Consider the following 16,653-nt stretch of genomic DNA (forward strand, 5'->3'; position numbering starts at 1 on the left):
TTTCACTTTGTCAAATAATCAGAAAGGAGCTGTCACATGAAAGAAAAACATCACTGGATCATTTCTCTGCTTGCTGTATTGGCGGTCGGGCCGGGACTGATGTCGAATACCGCTCTTTCGGCTGTCCAAAGCCTTGTCCGGCAGACGGTCGGCGGGGAAAACTTTGACTCTTTTCATCCGATTATTATCGGTAATATGGCATTTGCCTTATTCGTGCCGGCGGGGCCGTATTTAAGAAAAAGATTCGGCTCCCGGCCTGTCTATATGATTTCGATGGCCGCGGGTGTCATCGGAGCGCTCCTTGCTGCTGTGACAAATGATATTTATCCGCTCGCCGCGGGCCGTTTTTTACAGGGAGCTGCGGCGGGCACTATGCTGATGATTATGATTCCGATGCTGGTGCTTTCGTTTCCGATTGAGCGCCGGAATTACGCATTATTTGTGTTAATCGGCGGATTTTACGGGTCCGTCATTATGGGGACCGTTTTAGGCACGGCGGCGGCAAGCGCCGGCCATTGGCATTGGCTGTTCGGTATTTTTAGCCTGCTGTCTTTTTTCGGCCTCATTTTCAGTTATATGTGGCTGCGGGATGACGCTCATAAAAATGCTGAAAAATCTCCATTTGACGGCATCGGTTTTCTGTTAGCGGGTGTATCAGCCGTGCTGACCGCCTATACATTTATTCATCTGCCGAAATGGGGCTTTTCATCATGGCAGACATTGGCGGGATTTGGAGGAAGCATCGTCATTCTTCTCATCTTGCTGATCATGCAGTACAGAAACGAACATGCGTTGATTTCGATTAAACTTATGCTGATTCCAAAGCCGATTCTGGGTGTTTTCATGATCGCTGCGGGCAGTATTTCCATAGCGGTCAGTCTTTCGGCATTTCACGGGGAGCTTCAGACCGCATATCATATGTCACAAACTCAACAGATATTCCTTTATGCGAGCCTTTTAGGAGGCGTGGCCATCGCCGCTGTCATCAGTGCATTAGCATATGATAAAGTCGGTCCGGGCATGCTCGGCATAACAGGCTCTGTTATACTGGTGTTCGTGAATTTCCAATGGATGACGGCAGATCATCATATACCGCTTATTCTATTTGCGGGGCTTTTCGTGATGCTGGCGGCCGGGACAGGGCTTATTGTGGCAGCCGGACTGATGGGAGCCGCGTTGGGCGGACCGCTTCCGGAACTGGTGAAACGCATGACGGCAGTTCAGTTTTTAAGGCTGTTCATGTATATGGGCGCTCCTGTTTTAATAGGGTATTTTACGAAAAGAGATGCTTCCGGCACGCTTCGGGGCGCGCGCGGCACACAATCACCGCATGACCTGCTGATGGGGACATACAGCGATTTGTTTCTTATTGCTTTCATCTTAAGTTTGCTTTTAGTGTGTTTATCATTTGTCATGAATGCGACCGGCATGGGGCATAAGCTGGCGCATAAACCGCATGCCGTCTGTAAGCAGGCGGCTGAGGAGCCTTCGCCGCAGGCTCCTGAACCGATCAGGCATCAGGTCATTCCCGATCATGAATACAGAAGTGCGGTCAGACAGTTTCAGCGTCATCATATAAGCAAAAACAGTATGTAACTTTTTCTATCAGCAAACCCTTTTCCCGGTGAAAAGGGTTTGTTTTTTCCCATAATGGCAGAATGGTATATTGCATGTTTCATCCTTTTTTAATATAATTTGTTAGAATATTCATAATTTAATATCGAAATTTTAAGTAAAAAAGGAGGCATTATATGAAACTGTATCTATCTGTGGATATGGAAGGGATTTCCGGACTGCCTGATGAAACATTTGTCAATTCCCGCATGCACAATTATGAGCGCGGCAGGGTTCTGATGACCGAAGAAGCGAACTGGTGCATCGCAGAAGCGTTTAATAACGGATGCACGGAAGTGACCGTGAATGACAGCCACTCAAAGATGAATAATCTGCTCGCGGAAAAACTTCACCCTGAGGCAGAGCTGATTACGGGGGATGTCAAGCCGTTTTCCATGATGCAGGGGCTTGATGAATCGTATTCAGGTGTGATGTTTATCGGCTATCATGCGAGAGCGTCGATGCCGGGCGTCATGTCGCACAGCATGATATTCGGCGTCCGCCACTTTTACATAAATGATAAGCCGGTCGGTGAACTGGGGTTAAATGCCTATCTCGCCGGATTTTACGATGTCCCTGTCATCATGGCTGCCGGAGATGATTGTGCCGCAAAAGAAGCGGAGGAGCTGATCCCGAATGTGACGACTGCCGCCGTCAAACAAACCATTTCAAGAACTGCGGTCAAATGCCTGTCCCCTCAAAAAGCCGGACGGCTCCTGACGGAAAAAACAGCCTATGCGCTCAAAAATAAAGATAAGGTCAAACCGCTGACTCCGCCTGAAAGACCTGTATTAGGCATTGAATTTGCCAACTACGGACAGGCTGAATGGGCCCATTTAATGCCGGGCACAGAAATCATCCCGGGAACGACAATCGTTCAATTTCAGGCAAAAGACATGCCGGAAGCCTATCAGGCCATGCTCGTCATGACAGAACTCGCCATGAGAACAACATTCTGTTAAAGGGGTGAACGGCATTGCTGCGGTATTTTATCAAACGTTTTATCGCCATGATTATGACCGTTCTCGTCATCACCACTCTGACATTTGTCATGATGAAAGTGATACCCGGCTCGCCTTTTAACGAAGAGCGGGGCACAAACGAAGCGGTCCAGCGAAATCTCGAATCCTACTACCATCTGAACGAACCTCTTATCACTCAATACGCCATCTATCTAAAATCCATTCTTACCTTTGATTTCGGTCCTTCAATTAAAAAACCGTCAGACAGTGTAAACGCCATGCTTGAACGCGGGTTTCCGGTCTCATTTGAGCTTGGGATAACGGCGATCATCATCGCTGTTATTTCCGGGCTCGCGCTCGGCATAATGGCCGCTCTCAGGCGCGGCGGCTTTCTCGATTATGCGGCCATGAGCCTTGCGGTGCTCGGGATTTCTATTCCGAATTTTATTATGGCTACGCTGCTGATTCAGCAATTTGCGGTTCATCTGAAATGGTTTCCGGCAGCTACCTGGACGAGTCCCGTTCACATGGTCCTGCCGACTGTTGCGCTTGCCGTCGGTCCCATGGCCATTATCGCGAGGCTGACAAGATCAAGCATGGCCGAAGTACTGACACAGGATTACATCCGCACGGCAAAAGCAAAGGGGCTTTCTCCCGTCAAAATTGTGATCAAACACGCATTAAAAAACGCTCTTATGCCTGTTGTGACAGTACTCGGGACGCTTGCCGCAAGTATTTTAACGGGCAGTTTCGTCATCGAGAAAATTTTTGCCATACCGGGAATGGGCAAATATTTCGTAGAAAGCATCAATCAGCGTGATTACCCGGTCATCATGGGAACGACCGTATTTTACAGTGTGATTCTGATCGTCCTGCTGTTTCTGGTTGATTTGGCATACGGCCTGTTAGACCCGCGCATAAAACTTCATAAGAAAGGGTGATCCTGATGAATCTCCCGCAAGAAACGGTAAAACACACAGAAGTGCCTGATGACTGGTTTCAGCCGGGCGCGGAAAGAAAGGGTGAAACCGAGTCGGTCAAGCGTCCGAGCCTGTCTTACAGTCAGGATGCGTGGCGGCGGCTTAAAAAGAACAAATTGGCGATGGCCGGCCTTGTGATATTATGCTGCCTGTTTCTATCGGCTGTGTTCGGTCCGCTGATATCACCGCACAGCGTGACAAGGCAGACGCTCGCCGAGCAGAATCTTCCGCCGTCTTTTTCACACTGGTTCGGAACCGATGAACTTGGCCGGGACGTGTTTACAAGAACATGGTACGGAGCGAGGATCTCTTTATTTGTCGGTGTGATGGCGGCGCTGATCGACTTTTTGATCGGCGTTATCTACGGAGGCGTCGCCGGCTACAAAGGGGGCCGGACAGACAGCGCCATGATGAGAATCATCGAGGTTCTCTACGGATTGCCGTATCTGCTCGTTGTCATTCTGTTAATGGTGCTGATGGGGCCGGGGCTCAGTTCCATTATCGTCGCTCTGACCGTGACGGGATGGGTCGGCATGGCGCGGATTGTCAGAGGGCAGGTGCTGAGGATGAAGCATGATGAACACGTATTGGCTTCGAAAACGTTTGGAGCGAAAACATTTCGGATCATTAAGAAAAATCTGCTGCCGAATACGATGGGAGCCATTATTGTCCAAATGACGCTTACGGTGCCGGCGGCGATTTTTGCGGAATCATTTTTAAGTTTTCTCGGACTCGGCATTCAGGCGCCGTTTGCAAGCTGGGGAGTCATGGCAAACGACGGGCTGCCGGCGATTTTATCAGGCCATTGGTGGCGGCTGTTTTTCCCCGCTTTTTTCATTTCCTTGACGATGTACGCGTTTAACGTACTTGGAGACGGCTTGCAGGACGCGTTAGACCCGAAACTGAGGAGGTAGGAAAAATGGCGCAGCAAGTTCTTTCCGTTCAAAATCTGCATGTTACTTTTTCAACATACGGAGGCACTGTAAAAGCCGTCAGAGGCGTCAGCTTCGATTTATATAAAGGTGAAACGTTTGCGATCGTCGGTGAATCGGGCTGCGGAAAAAGCGTGACGTCACAAGCCGTGATGGGCCTTCTTCCGAAACATTCGGCAAAGATTGAATCCGGAAGCATACAATTTAAACAGAAAGATCTTTGCCAAATGTCGGATCGGGAAATGCGGGGAATCCGGGGGCGCGATATTTCTATGATCTTTCAGGACCCGATGACGGCGCTCAATCCGACGTTGACCATAGGGAATCAGCTTTCAGAAGCGCTGTTGGAACACCGCGTCATGACAAGAAAACAAGCTGAATCCGAAGTTCTCGCCATGCTGGATCTGGTCGGTATCCCGGACTCGAAATCCCGCCTGAAGCAGTACCCTCACCAATTAAGCGGGGGCATGCGGCAGCGGATCGTGATCGCGATGGCTCTGATCTGCGAGCCGGAAATTATGATCGCCGATGAACCGACAACGGCCCTTGATGTGACGATTCAAGCACAAATCCTTGAATTATTTAAGAAGATTCAAAGAAAAACAGGCGTGTCTATTATTCTGATCACACACGATCTCGGCGTCGTCGCTCAGACCGCCGACAGAGTCGCCGTCATGTATGCGGGGAAAATCGCCGAAATCGGCACGAGGCATGATATTTTTTACCGTCCGGCTCATCCATACACAAAGGGGCTGCTTCGTTCAGTGCCGCGGCTGGATATGGAGGATAGTGAGCTGTCGCCGATTGACGGGACGCCGCCTGATTTATTCGATCCGCCGCCGGGCTGCCCGTTTGCCGCCCGCTGCCCGGACAGGATGATCGTCTGTGAAAAGGTATACCCGGCAACAACCATGAAATCCAAAAGCCATATCGTCAACTGCTGGCTTCAGGATCACCGTGCAGAGCGGCTGAAGCAGCAGCTGACGGCAGCAGAGGAAAAAGGGGGATTGAAATGAAAAAGAGATGGGCGATCGGTGTGATTGCTGTTGTTTCGTTTGCTCTGATGGGCTGTACAGCCAATGAACAGGCGGGGACAGAACCCGGCAAAGCAAAAGAACAGGGGGGTGAAACGGTGCTGCGGCTCAATAACGAAAATGAGCCGACCTCACTTGATCCGCCGATCGGATTTAATAATGTTTCCTGGCAGCCGCTGAATAACATCATGGAAGGATTGACGAGGCTCGGAAAAGATAATAAGCCCGAACCGGCCATGGCGGAAAGCTGGAAGGTGTCCGCTGATAAGCTGACATATACCTTCAATATCCGTGATAACGCCGAATGGACAAATGGCGATCCCGTTACGGCGGAAGACTTCGTGTACGCCTGGAAACGGATGCTCGATCCGAAAACAGGCGCATCTTCCGCTTTTCTCGGCTACATGATCAAAGGCGGAGAAGAATTTAACAACGGAAAAGGCAAACAAGAAGACGTGAAAGTCACGGCAAAAGATAAAAAAACGCTTGTCGTCACATTGGCGGCACCGCAGGATTATTTTCTGAGCGTCGTGTCCAATCCGGCGTATTTCCCGATTAATGAGAAGGTCGCCAAGGCTGATCCGAAATGGTTCACTGAAGCAAAAACCTTTGTCGGCAACGGGCCGTTCAAACTGACGGAATGGAAGCATGACGACAGCATGACGATGGTCAAAAACGAGACGTATTGGGATAAAAAGACGGTGAAACTGGATAAAGTCACATGGGCGATGGTCAGTGACCGGAATACCGACTATCAGATGTTCCAGTCGGGGGATTTGGATACCGCCTTTGTGCCGGCAGAACTGAGCGAGCAGCTGATGGGAGGAAAAAATGTCCGCACGTGGGATCAGGCCGGACTCTATTTCTATCGTTTTAACGTGAAAATGGAGCCGTTTCAAAATGAAAAGATCAGAAAAGCGTTCGCGGCAGCGATTGATCAGAAAGAAATCACGGATTATGTGACCAAAAACAGTGAAAAGCCGGCACATGCCTTTGTATCCCCTGGATTTACTCAGCCTGACGGGAAAGATTTCCGCGAAGCGGGCGGCAGTTTATTAAATCCGGATGAATCAAAAGCCAAAAAACTGCTGGAAAAAGGCATGGCGGAAGAGCATTATGACAAGCTGCCCGCCGTTACATTGACATACAGCACAAAACCGGAGCATAAGAAAATAGCGGAAGCGGTTCAGCAGAAGCTCAAAAGTGTGCTCGGTATAGACGTTAAGCTCGCCAATATGGAATGGAACGTCTTTTTAGAAGAGCAGAAAGGACTGAAGTTCCAGTTCTCTCAAAGCTCATTTTTACCGGATTACGCAGATCCGATCAGTTTTCTTGAGGCTTTCCAGACGAATAATTCCATGAACCGCACCGGCTGGGGAAGCGCGGCATACGACGGCTACATCAAGCAGGCAAAACAGGAAGCCGATGCCAAAAAACGTTTTGCACTCATGCATAAAGCGGAAAAGCTGCTCATGAACGAGGCTCCGATCATTCCGATTTACTTTTATAATCAGGTGCATCTGCAGAACAGCGGCGTGAAGGGCATTGTACGGCACCCCGTCGGTTACATTGATCTGAAATGGGCGGAAAAGTCCTGATCTTACAGCGGAAACATATGCCGCTCTTTTGCCGTTAAAGGAGCGGCGTGTTTCACTTTTCAATCCGGAAAGGAGATTGAAAAAGTCATGAACCATAAACCGAAAGCACTGCAAAAAGGCGACACGGTCGGTGTGATTGCGCCCGCAAGCCCGCCTGAGAGCGGGACGCTGCAAACCGCGCTGCTGTTTTTAGAGAATGAGCTTGGCCTTCATGTGAAACTCGGCCGGGCGTTGAAGACCCGTCACGGCTATTTGGCGGGAGAAGACCGGGCGCGCCTCGATGATCTCCATGACATGTTTAGTGATCAGAATGTCAAAGCGGTGATATGCGCGTGCGGAGGATTCGGCACGGGCCGCATTGCCGCCGACATCGATTTTGGCTTAATCCGCCGCAATCCGAAAATTTTCTGGGGATACAGCGATATCACGTTTTTACATACCGCCATTCATCAAAATACGGGGCTCGTCACATTTCACGGCCCGATGCTGAGCACGGATGTCGGGCTTGAAGATGCTGATCCCCTGACAAAAGCGTCGTATCAACAGCTTTTTACAGAAACGGAATTCACCTATACGGAGGACATTTCTCCCTTAGAGGTGCTGACAGGCGGAAGGGCCGAGGGAGAGCTTGCGGGCGGCAATTTGTCGCTCATTACGTCCACACTCGGCACGCCGTTTGAAATTGATACGAAAGACAAATTGCTGTTTATCGAGGATATTGATGAGGAGCCGTATCAAATCGACAAAATGCTGAATCAATTAAAGATGGCCGGAAAACTGTCAGACGCAGCCGGAATCCTGGTCTGTGATTTTCACCAATGCGAACCGAAGCATAAAGAAAAGTCGCTTACTTTAGAGCAAGTGCTGAACGATTACATTGTCAAATCAGGGAAGCCCGCGCTCAAAGGCTTTAAAATCGGCCATTGTTCACCGAGCTTCGCCGTTCCGATCGGCGCCCGTGCGGTTATGGATACGGCGGCCAAAGCGGTAACGATTGAATCGGGGGTTTCCGGAAGGGAGTGATCAGGCGTGAGGATTACAGATATTCAAACGGGACGGATGTCCGTGCCGCTGAAAAAGCCGTTTAAGACCGCTTTACGCACGGTTTACAATGCTGAATCGGTCATTGTGAAGCTCACTTTTGACAACGGTCTGACCGGCTGGGGGGAGGCGCCGCCGACGGTTGTCATTACAGGCGACAGCGCGGCCGGTATTGCAAGCGCCGTCCACGATGTGCTGAAGCCCGCTCTCTTGGGGCGGAGCCTTTCCGGCATGGAAGCTGTTTTGTATGATACCAGCCGGCTTTTGGAAAGAAATCAAAGCGCAAAAGCCGCGGTGGATATGGCTGTATATGACGGATGGGCGCAAATGCACGGACAGCCGCTTTACCGGCTTCTCGGCGGTTATCGGAATACACTGGAAACAGATTTTACCGTCAGCGTCAATTCTCCTGAGGAGATGGCGGGGGATGCAGACCGTTATGTGAACAAAGGATTTCATATTTTAAAGGTAAAAGTCGGCATAGGTGACATATCGGACGATGTTGCGCGGATTCAGGCGATCAGATCACGTGTCGGCGGAAACGTCAAACTGAGATTGGACGCCAACCAAGGCTGGACGCCGAAAGAAGCCGTGACTGCGATCCGAAAGATGGAAGACGCCGGCCTCGGCATTGAGCTGGTCGAGCAGCCTGTTCATAAAGACGATATCGCCGGGCTGAAGCAGGTCACAGATGCCGTAGACACGCCGATTATGGCGGATGAGAGCGTCTTTACCCCCCGCCAGGCCTTTCACGTGCTGCAGACGAGAAGCGCCGATTTAATCAATATTAAGCTGATGAAAGCGGGCGGCATAAAGCAGGCGGAAACAATCAATGCGATGGCGGAAACGTGCGGCGTGGAGTGTATGGTCGGCAGCATGATTGAGACCAAACTCGGCATCACCGCCGCAGCCCATTTTGCCGCGGGCAAACGGAATGTGACAAGGTTTGATTTTGATGCGCCGCTTATGCTGAAAGATGATTTGATTCAAGGCGGCATTACATACAGCGGCAGTCAGATTACGATTCCCGATGAACCGGGTCTCGGCATTACCGGCGTGTCGATACAAGAGGAGGCGAAAAGATGAGAGCAGCCGTTACAGCGGCGGCAGCCAACGTATGGACGCTGCCGTCATCTCCCCGTTCGGATGATGCGCCGATGCTCGAAAACCCGCCGCAGATCAGAAAATGGTTAGCGTCTATGGGATATGAAGAGCGGCTGCAATTATGCACAGACAACCTTGTCCAAACGCAAGTGCTTTTCGGGGAAGAAGTGATCATTCTCAAAGAGGAAGGGGAATGGGCTTTTGTCGCCGTTCCCGGCCAGCCTTCAAACAAGGATGTGCGCGGATATCCGGGGTGGATGAAAAAAAGCCAGTTTTCAAAAGACGGCTTTCATACATCTTCCCCCGCCGTATGGATTACCAAACCGACCGCTTTTTTATATCACACAAACGGCAAACCGGACTTGGAAGTAAGTTTCTTAACGCGTCTTCCGGCATCAGGACGTGAGAAAGGCTTTTTCCGGGTGGTGACGCCGCTCGGAGAACGGTTCGTAAATGAAGCTGACGCAGACGAGTGCCGGCATACGGAAGGACGGGCGGCCGATGTCATCGAAACGGGCATGATGTTTCTCGGGCTTCCGTATTTATGGGGAGGACTGAGCGGTTTCGGGTTTGACTGTTCCGGGTTTATGTATTCGATATTTAAAGCAAACGGTTATACCCTTCCCCGTGATGCAAAGGACCAAGCAAAAGCCGGGTGCGGTGCGGCGGTAAACGATATCCGGCAGGCCGATCTTTTGTTTTTCGCCTATGAAGAAGGAAAAGGCGCGATCCACCATGTCGGTTTGGCGCTGGGAGACGGCCGAATGCTGCACTCCCCGAAAACGGGAAAAACAATCGAAGTGCTGTCTTTGGAAGGAACCGTCTATGAAACAGAATTATGCACCGTACGCCGCTGTATAAGCGAAAAGGGGGAATAGAAAATGACGGCATCTCCGCTCCTTGAAGTCAGCGGGCTGAAAATGCATTTTGACGCAGGAAGAAAGAAAGCCGTAAAAGCAGTCGACGGTGTCAGCTTTCACATTAAAAGAGGGGAAACATTCGGACTTGTCGGAGAATCGGGATGCGGTAAATCGACGCTCGGAAGGGTTATTCTCCGTCTGTATGACCCGACGGCCGGTTCGGTATCATATGAAGGGACGGATATACACCGTGCCGCGGCAGAACAGCAGTCGGTCTTCTTCCGCAAGCTGCAGATGATTTTCCAAGACCCTTACGCCTCGTTAAATCCGCGCCTGACCGTAAGGGAAATTATTATGGAGCCGATGGAAATTCACAATCTTTACAATACAAAAAAAGCCCGTCTGATGATGGCGGATGAACTGCTTGAAGCTGTCGGGCTCCATCCGGATTTCGGCAGCCGGTATCCCCACGAATTCAGCGGCGGACAGAGGCAGAGAATCGGGATTGCCAGAGCGCTCTCTCTGCATCTCGAATTTATCGTGGCGGATGAGCCGATTTCCGCGCTGGATGTGTCGGTACAGGCTCAGGTCGTCAACCTTTTAAAAAGGCTTCAGAAAGAGAAAGGGCTGACATTTTTATTTATCGCCCACGATTTATCAATGGTCAAGCATATCAGCGACCGGATCGGCGTGATGTATTTGGGCCGCATGATGGAAATTACGGAAAGCGCTGCGCTTTACCGGGAACCGCTTCACCCTTATACGAAGGCGCTGTTATCCTCAATCCCGATTCCTGATCCGCTTCTTGAGGACAAGCGTGAACGGATTATTCTGAAAGGGGAGCTGCCGAGCCCCCTTAACCCGCCGAGCGGCTGTGTATTCAGGACGCGGTGTCCTGAAGCGATGGAGCTCTGCGGTAAGATAACGCCTGAGCTTGAAGAAGTGAAGGCGGGGCGTTTTGTCGCCTGCCATTTATACAAAAAAGAAAGCTGACAATATAAAGTCAGCTTTCTTTTTTGATTAAACCTGATGCAGAAATGACACGCAGACCGGATACGGAACCGGAATGTCAGATTGAAGCAGAGTCAATTTGCCTGTTTCCGGATCACGTTCAAACAAAACCAGATTTCCCGTTTCTTCGTTTGACGCGACAAGGAATGTCTCGGAAGGGTCAAACGCGAAATCACGCGGCCAGTTGCCTTCTGTCGGCACCCATTCAATAAGAGACAATTCACCGGAATATTGGTTGATCTTATAGATGGCGATGCTGTCATGTCCGCGGTTGGCGGCATAAAGAAATCTGCCGTCTTTAGATATGCGGATCGCGCTGCCTTGCGATTTGTCCGTAAAGCCTTCAGGCAAAGCGGAAATGACCTGCAGCTCTCTGAATTCACCTAAGGTCGGGTTGTATTCAAGCGCGATGACTTCATTACTGATTTCCGTCATGACATAGGCGTATTTTTCCGCCGGATGGAAAACGATGTGGCGCGGCCCTGAACCCGGTGCGAAAGAGTGAGTTTTCACCTCTGTGAGCGAACCGTTTTTCATTTGGTAAGTATACAGCGTATCCGTCCCTAAATCGACGGCTGCAATGTAGTTATGCTCAGGTGTATAGCCTGCGAAATGGGTATGCGGTTTCTCTTGTCTTTCATGAGGACCTGTTCCCGTATGAGCGGCTTCGGCAGCCGGCTCCTGCAGACTCCCGTCCTCATTGACGGGAAAGGCGTGCACTTTTCCGCTGTGGTAATTAGCGGTTAACACATATTCATGTTTATCATCAATGCTGACGTGGCATGGAGACGGGCCTTCAATCAGCTGGTGGTTCACAAAAGTTAATTCCCCGCTGTTCTGATGAATCTGATAGGCTGCGACACCGCCTTTTCCGTCTGCCTTTTCAATGGAATACAGCATGCTGTTATCAGAATTCGGAGTGACGTATGTCGGGTTGCCGAGCTTTGCTGCCAGCTTCGGCCGGCTGAGCCTTTTCGCTTCTGTATCAAGTTCGAAACAATAAATGCCTTCGCTTCCGCCTTTTGTATATGTTCCCGCGTATCCTATGTACTTAGCCATTCGGTTTCCCCCTTTAGAGTCTTGTCTTCTCTATATTAACGTATCTTGAAGGAAACTGCCTTGTAAATGTTTAAGATGTTCTGACAAGCGGCAAGGTGCAGCAGCGGAAGGAACCGCCTGATTTAATAATTTCGGAAAACTCGGTTTCAATGACTGTATAACCTCTTTTTCTGAGCTCGCGGTTCGTATGACGGTGCTGCGGCAGGCTGATAATTGTCTGATTGCCGATTGACAGGATATTCGGGCCGAGCGTGAATTGCTCTTCTTCAGGCACTTCTATCATCTCAAAACGTTCGGCGAGAAGATCAATTTCTTTCTGCCGCAAGCCATTTTTGCAGTATAGCGCTTCCGTTTCCGAGATCATATTAAATACACAGTCCAAATGTAAGAAATCCTCCTTGAGAGGGATCGGCACAACCGTCATCTCCGGCAGCGCCTCCCGCAGCTCCCGGACAGCCGCTTTATCCGTGCGCTTGCTCAGCCCGGCGTAAACGGTGCCGTCTGCGATCAAGATGTCGCCGCCTTCAATGTTCGCTTTTTTCAGTCGCGTATAAGGGATTTTCTTATTGTCAAGCAGGTTTTGAAACACTGTTTCTTCTCCCTGCCGGACTGAAGCCGCCATGTTTGAAATAAACGCCGTCTCGCCTAATACAAATCCGATATCCCGGGTGAATACCTGCTCAGGCAATGCGGGATCGGCAGGCAGCAGGACGACTTCAATCTGATGAGATCTTAAAATGTCAATAAACTCACTATGCTGTTTGAGGGCAACGGGTATGTTAATATTTTCTTGTTTGAAATGTTTCTGCGTTCCGTTAATAATATCCTTGATGGCCATGTGTTCCGGCCGGCATAAGATGACTGTCTGCAAAGCATCAAATTCACTGCGGCAAGCCGGTTTCCGCGTGGATTTGGGAATGGATACGTCCATGTGATATCCTCCTATCGGTATTCAATGTGCGTTTATTATTCCCGGATGTGGTGAATAATGAAACATTTCTGAGAGAATATCTAACCAACTTAATATTTAAAATTTTAGACAAAACGATCAAAGTATTGTTTAATAGGGTACAGATGAATGAGTCAAAACGACCAGACACCAAAGGGGAGTTTAAATAATATGAAGTTGCCAGAATCAAGATTTTGCAAAGAAACAAGGGTTGTTAAAACAAGCAGGGTTTTTCCGCTTGATACGAATAATCACAATACGCTGTTTGGCGGAAAGCTGATGAGCTACATTGATGATATCGCTTCAATTTCCGCGGCCCGCCACTGCCGGTGTGAAACAGTCACGGCCTCAATGGATTCTGTAGATTTTTTGCGCCCCATCGGCCAACAGGATTCCGTATGCCTTGAATCTTACGTCACATGGGTCGGCACATCGTCTATGGAGGTGTTTGTCAAAGTCATTAAAGAACATCTGATGACGGGCGAACGCGAGCTTGCGGCAACGTCGTTTCTGACCTTTGTCGCGCTTGATTCAAACGGGAAATCGGTACCCGTTCCGCGGATCGTGCCGGAAACCGAGGAAGAAGTCATGCTTCACAATACGGCCGTTCAGCGCGCCGGAGAACGAAAAAACCGCTTAAAACACAGCAAGGCCCTGGCCGAGGCGCTCGGAACAGATAAACCTTGGTAATCGTCAAACCGCTTTTTTAAAAAGCGGTTTTTTTATGCTGAGAAAGGACTTTTCCTGCCGGATCCGTAATCTATTACAGGGAAAGGAGACGTGGCGTGCATGATGAAACATAAGTCTTCCGGCACCATCCTGACAACCGGGCGTATCCGTCTGCGGACTATGCGGGATGACGATGAAGAAAATTTGTACAGGCTGTTTACCGACAGAGAGGTCATGAAATATTATCCTTCTCTTAAAAGCAGACGGGAAACGAAGGAATGGATTGCCTGGAACAAACGATTGGCCGCAGGATACGGCGTCAGTCTTTGGATCGCAGAGGATAAAGAGACGGGCGCATTTCTCGGTCAATGCGGAATCGTTCCGCAGACGGTAAACGGACACACTTTGATGGAAATCGGCTATATGTTTGCCCGCCGCCGCTGGGGCTGCGGCTATGCGACAGAGGCGGCGAACGCCTGTCTGGACTACGGTTTTCACACGCAGCAATACGGACGCATAGCGGCGCTGATTGATCCGGAAAACGCTGCCTCCGTCCGCGTCGCGGAAAAAATCGGTATGGTGCCCGGTGAGACCGTTACCAAATGGGAGAGGCAGCTGACGGTTTTTGACATCACATCTGACGTTGAACGTTTCGGCGAAATGTAGTATGATACGAACAGACTGTTTTCTAGGGTTCCGCATGTTCATACATGGCCTGGTCCGAGAGAAAACACATATGCGGACATATCCCGCATATGCGCACGGAGGGAAAAAAGCCCGGGAGAGTCAATCTCATGAGAGACGACTATCCGGGCTTTTTGTATTGTCCGGAAACAGAAAGGATGAAGAACATGAAATGGGGTTTAGTGGTCATAGCGGCCGTATTTGAAGTGGTATGGGTCACCGGCCTGAAACATGCTGATTCGGCACTGGCGTGGAGCGGCACGATTACGGGAATCATCATCAGTTTTTATCTATTAATCAAGGCGACAGACAGCCTGCCCGTAGGAACGGTATATGCGGTCTTTACCGGACTCGGGACAGCGGGCACCGTGCTCAGTGAAATCCTGCTTTTCAAAGAACAGGCCTATCCGGTGAAAATCGTGCTGATCGGCGTTTTGCTGATCGGTGTCATCGGGTTAAAGCTGGTCACACAGGATAAGCCTGAGACGAAGGAGGAGAAGGCGTAATGCATTGGATCAGCCTGATAGCCGCGGGTCTTTGTGAAATGCTCGGGGTCATTTTAATGAATCAATTTCAAAAAGAAAAGAAAGTCAAATGGATTCTTTTCATTATCGCCGGATTTGCGGCTTCTTTTTCCCTGCTTTCTTATGCGATGGAGACAATCGCGATGGGCACGGCCTATGCGATCTGGACCGGTATCGGCACAGCGGGCGGCGCACTAGCCGGCATTCTTTTCTACGGCGAGCAGAAGGATGTGAAGCGCATCTTTTTCATTGCGCTTATTTTATGTGCTGCCGTAGGACTGAAAATTCTTTCGTAAATTGATTTTTATCAAATCTTCAGTATAATCTATTAGTAAGTTACGAATTATGAAGATACGAGGGATTAAAACAGATGAATTCATATATGACACAGCGGCTGAAAGAATACCGCCGCGGGAATGAGGAAAAAGGGCGCCTGCTTGTCAGCTGCCCCGACCAGCCGGGAATTGTATCGGCCGTGTCGGCGTTTTTGTTTGAACATGGCGCAAACATTATTGAATCAAATCAATATACGACTGACCCTGAAGGCGGACGGTTTTTTCTTAGGATCGAATTCGACTGCAAGGGCATTCGTGAGAAAAAAGAGGACTTACAGCAGGCTTTCGCCTCAATCGCCCAGACATTCGGCATGACATGGAGCCTGTCTCTGGCAAGTGAGCTGAAGCGAGTGGCGATCTTTGTATCGAAGGAGCTGCACTGCCTTCATGAACTGATTTGGGAATGGCAAAGCGGCAATATGATGGCCGAAATTGCGGTCGTCATCAGCAACCACGAAGAGGCCAAAGAAGTGGTCGAACCGCTGAATATTCCGTTCCATTACATGAAAGCTAACAAAGACATCCGCGCCGAAGTGGAGCGGCGCCAGCTTGAGCTGCTGGAGCGGTATAAGATTGATGTGATCGTTCTTGCCCGCTACATGCAGATTTTGACGTCTGATTTTGTATCTGCCCATCCGAATCGGATTATTAACATCCACCATTCATTTCTGCCGGCCTTTATCGGCGCTAATCCGTATAAACGGGCTTATGAGCGCGGAGTGAAATTAATCGGCGCGACCTCTCACTATGTGACGGACGATCTTGACGAAGGGCCGATTATTGAACAGGATATTGAACGCGTCGATCACAGAGATCACGCAGAGGATCTGAAGAATATCGGCAGAACGATTGAGCGGAGCGTGTTGGCAAGAGCCGTAAAATGGCATCTGGAAGACCGCGTGATCGTTCACGGAAACAAAACGATCGTATTTAATTAATGACGGTCCGCCGGGGAGGCGGACTGTTTTTTATGGATGAAAATGTCTTGACAAGAACCTGTTTTCTTTGCATAATATAAAAAAATCATTGAGCGTTGAAGAGGATCAGTACGCAGAACTTTCTGTGACAGAGAGCAAAATGGCCCGCTGAAACATTTTGCCGCATGAAACCTGCCGAACCTGCCTTGGAGTCCTGAGGGGAAAACTCAGGCGCGATAACCTGGCGTTACAGGAAAGCGGGACGCGTGAAAAACGCGTTCAAACAAGGTGGTACCACGGAAAGCCCATTTCGTCCTTATTTTTCAGGACGGAATGGGCTTTTTTTATTGACGAGAGCCGGTTTGGATTGATTGCCACGG

17 protein-coding genes, 1 riboswitch and 1 other annotated feature are annotated in these 16,653 nt (G+C 49.8%); of the genes, 15 read left to right on the forward strand and 2 right to left on the reverse strand.

Annotated elements, in window-relative coordinates; genetic code table 11:
• The first annotated feature begins 36 nt into the window (after nt 1–36).
• The 10 genes from SB724_RS02055 (at nt 37) to SB724_RS02100 (ending at nt 11,118) form a co-directional block, all read left to right on the forward strand.
• Nucleotides 37–1,596: an MFS transporter gene (locus SB724_RS02055; protein WP_410569907.1), complete on the forward strand. Its 1,560-nt coding sequence runs from the start codon at nt 37–39 to the stop codon at nt 1,594–1,596.
• Nucleotides 1,597–1,751: 155 nt separating this feature from the next.
• On the forward strand, nt 1,752–2,576 hold the full coding sequence (locus SB724_RS02060; RefSeq protein ID WP_007407248.1) for a M55 family metallopeptidase: 825 nt from the start codon (nt 1,752–1,754) through the stop codon (nt 2,574–2,576).
• Between the two features lie 14 nt (nt 2,577–2,590).
• Nucleotides 2,591–3,517 carry an ABC transporter permease gene (locus SB724_RS02065; RefSeq protein ID WP_007610853.1) on the forward strand — a complete coding sequence of 309 codons (927 nt, stop codon included), beginning with the start codon at nt 2,591–2,593 and terminating at the stop codon, nt 3,515–3,517.
• Nucleotides 3,518–3,522: 5 nt separating this feature from the next.
• A complete protein-coding gene (locus SB724_RS02070) occupies nt 3,523–4,470 on the forward strand; it encodes an ABC transporter permease (RefSeq protein ID WP_003154782.1) in 948 nt (315 codons plus the stop codon).
• Nucleotides 4,471–4,475: 5 nt separating this feature from the next.
• Entirely contained in the window at nt 4,476–5,504 is a 1,029-nt protein-coding gene (locus SB724_RS02075) for an ABC transporter ATP-binding protein (protein WP_375005258.1), read from the forward strand.
• Complete coding sequence (locus SB724_RS02080) at nt 5,501–7,120, forward strand: peptide ABC transporter substrate-binding protein (RefSeq protein ID WP_410569909.1); 1,620 nt, start codon at nt 5,501–5,503, stop codon at nt 7,118–7,120. Before SB724_RS02075 ends, SB724_RS02080 begins: the two co-directional genes overlap by 4 nt.
• Before the next feature lie 87 nt (nt 7,121–7,207).
• Nucleotides 7,208–8,143, forward strand: coding sequence for a S66 peptidase family protein (locus tag SB724_RS02085; protein WP_410569911.1), 936 nt, complete (start codon nt 7,208–7,210; stop codon nt 8,141–8,143).
• A gap of 36 nt (nt 8,144–8,179) precedes the next feature.
• A complete protein-coding gene (locus tag SB724_RS02090) occupies nt 8,180–9,247 on the forward strand; it encodes a dipeptide epimerase (RefSeq protein WP_410570529.1) in 1,068 nt (355 codons plus the stop codon).
• Nucleotides 9,244–10,143, forward strand: a complete 900-nt coding sequence (locus SB724_RS02095) for a C40 family peptidase (RefSeq protein ID WP_265972124.1) — start codon at nt 9,244–9,246, stop codon at nt 10,141–10,143. The genes SB724_RS02090 and SB724_RS02095 overlap by 4 nt, the downstream gene beginning before the upstream one ends.
• Before the next feature lie 3 nt (nt 10,144–10,146).
• Nucleotides 10,147–11,118 (forward strand): ABC transporter ATP-binding protein, encoded by a 972-nt coding sequence (locus SB724_RS02100; RefSeq protein ID WP_410569913.1) that lies wholly within the window; start codon nt 10,147–10,149, stop codon nt 11,116–11,118.
• A 27-nt stretch (nt 11,119–11,145) separates the two neighbouring features.
• On the opposite strand, the gene SB724_RS02105 is transcribed toward SB724_RS02100, so the two are convergent.
• Together SB724_RS02105 and SB724_RS02110 are read right to left on the reverse strand one after the other, a co-directional pair.
• Nucleotides 11,146–12,195, reverse strand: a complete 1,050-nt coding sequence (locus SB724_RS02105; protein WP_101669635.1) for a lactonase family protein — start codon at nt 12,193–12,195, stop codon at nt 11,146–11,148.
• Nucleotides 12,196–12,265: 70 nt separating this feature from the next.
• Nucleotides 12,266–13,126 carry a dimethylarginine dimethylaminohydrolase family protein gene (locus SB724_RS02110; protein ID WP_410569915.1) on the reverse strand — a complete coding sequence of 287 codons (861 nt, stop codon included), beginning with the start codon at nt 13,124–13,126 and terminating at the stop codon, nt 12,266–12,268.
• Between the two features lie 189 nt (nt 13,127–13,315).
• Between SB724_RS02110 and SB724_RS02115 the strand changes: the two genes are divergently transcribed.
• From SB724_RS02115 to purU, 5 genes are all read left to right on the forward strand, one after another.
• Nucleotides 13,316–13,834: an acyl-CoA thioesterase gene (locus tag SB724_RS02115; protein WP_021493808.1), complete on the forward strand. Its 519-nt coding sequence runs from the start codon at nt 13,316–13,318 to the stop codon at nt 13,832–13,834.
• Nucleotides 13,835–13,933: 99 nt separating this feature from the next.
• Complete coding sequence (locus SB724_RS02120) at nt 13,934–14,479, forward strand: GNAT family N-acetyltransferase (protein ID WP_007610873.1); 546 nt, start codon at nt 13,934–13,936, stop codon at nt 14,477–14,479.
• Nucleotides 14,480–14,490: 11 nt separating this feature from the next.
• Nucleotides 14,491–14,599, forward strand: a riboswitch (guanidine-I (ykkC/yxkD leader).
• Nucleotides 14,600–14,664: 65 nt separating this feature from the next.
• The gene (locus SB724_RS02125) at nt 14,665–15,003 is read left to right on the forward strand and encodes a DMT family transporter (RefSeq protein ID WP_410569918.1); all 339 of its coding nucleotides are present in this window, start codon (nt 14,665–14,667) and stop codon (nt 15,001–15,003) included.
• The gene (locus tag SB724_RS02130; RefSeq protein ID WP_410569920.1) at nt 15,003–15,317 is read left to right on the forward strand and encodes a DMT family transporter; all 315 of its coding nucleotides are present in this window, start codon (nt 15,003–15,005) and stop codon (nt 15,315–15,317) included. The genes SB724_RS02125 and SB724_RS02130 overlap by 1 nt, the downstream gene beginning before the upstream one ends.
• Nucleotides 15,318–15,391: 74 nt before the next feature.
• The gene (gene purU / locus SB724_RS02135) at nt 15,392–16,294 is read left to right on the forward strand and encodes a formyltetrahydrofolate deformylase (RefSeq protein ID WP_007407234.1); all 903 of its coding nucleotides are present in this window, start codon (nt 15,392–15,394) and stop codon (nt 16,292–16,294) included.
• Between the two features lie 86 nt (nt 16,295–16,380).
• Nucleotides 16,381–16,594, forward strand: a binding site (T-box leader).
• The last annotated feature ends 59 nt before the right edge of the window (nt 16,595–16,653 follow it).

It is taken from the genome of Bacillus sp. SIMBA_031 (assembly GCF_046535225.1).
Classification (GTDB): Bacteria; Bacillota; Bacilli; order Bacillales; family Bacillaceae; genus Bacillus; species Bacillus velezensis.

Coding starts and splice junctions, on each gene's coding strand:
- SB724_RS02055 (WP_410569907.1), top strand. CDS start 37: ATGAAAGAAAAACATCACTGGATCATTTCTCTGCTTGCTGTATTGGCG.
- SB724_RS02060 (WP_007407248.1), top strand. CDS start 1,752: ATGAAACTGTATCTATCTGTGGATATGGAAGGGATTTCCGGACTGCCT.
- SB724_RS02070 (WP_003154782.1), top strand. CDS start 3,523: ATGAATCTCCCGCAAGAAACGGTAAAACACACAGAAGTGCCTGATGAC.
- SB724_RS02075 (WP_375005258.1), top strand. CDS start 4,476: ATGGCGCAGCAAGTTCTTTCCGTTCAAAATCTGCATGTTACTTTTTCA.
- SB724_RS02080 (WP_410569909.1), top strand. CDS start 5,501: ATGAAAAAGAGATGGGCGATCGGTGTGATTGCTGTTGTTTCGTTTGCT.
- SB724_RS02085 (WP_410569911.1), top strand. CDS start 7,208: ATGAACCATAAACCGAAAGCACTGCAAAAAGGCGACACGGTCGGTGTG.
- SB724_RS02090 (WP_410570529.1), top strand. CDS start 8,180: ATGTCCGTGCCGCTGAAAAAGCCGTTTAAGACCGCTTTACGCACGGTT.
- SB724_RS02095 (WP_265972124.1), top strand. CDS start 9,244: ATGAGAGCAGCCGTTACAGCGGCGGCAGCCAACGTATGGACGCTGCCG.
- SB724_RS02100 (WP_410569913.1), top strand. CDS start 10,147: ATGACGGCATCTCCGCTCCTTGAAGTCAGCGGGCTGAAAATGCATTTT.
- SB724_RS02105 (WP_101669635.1), bottom strand. CDS start 12,195: ATGGCTAAGTACATAGGATACGCGGGAACATATACAAAAGGCGGAAGC.
- SB724_RS02110 (WP_410569915.1), bottom strand. CDS start 13,126: ATGGACGTATCCATTCCCAAATCCACGCGGAAACCGGCTTGCCGCAGT.
- SB724_RS02115 (WP_021493808.1), top strand. CDS start 13,316: ATGAAGTTGCCAGAATCAAGATTTTGCAAAGAAACAAGGGTTGTTAAA.
- SB724_RS02120 (WP_007610873.1), top strand. CDS start 13,934: ATGATGAAACATAAGTCTTCCGGCACCATCCTGACAACCGGGCGTATC.
- SB724_RS02125 (WP_410569918.1), top strand. CDS start 14,665: ATGAAATGGGGTTTAGTGGTCATAGCGGCCGTATTTGAAGTGGTATGG.
- SB724_RS02130 (WP_410569920.1), top strand. CDS start 15,003: ATGCATTGGATCAGCCTGATAGCCGCGGGTCTTTGTGAAATGCTCGGG.
- purU (WP_007407234.1), top strand. CDS start 15,392: ATGAATTCATATATGACACAGCGGCTGAAAGAATACCGCCGCGGGAAT.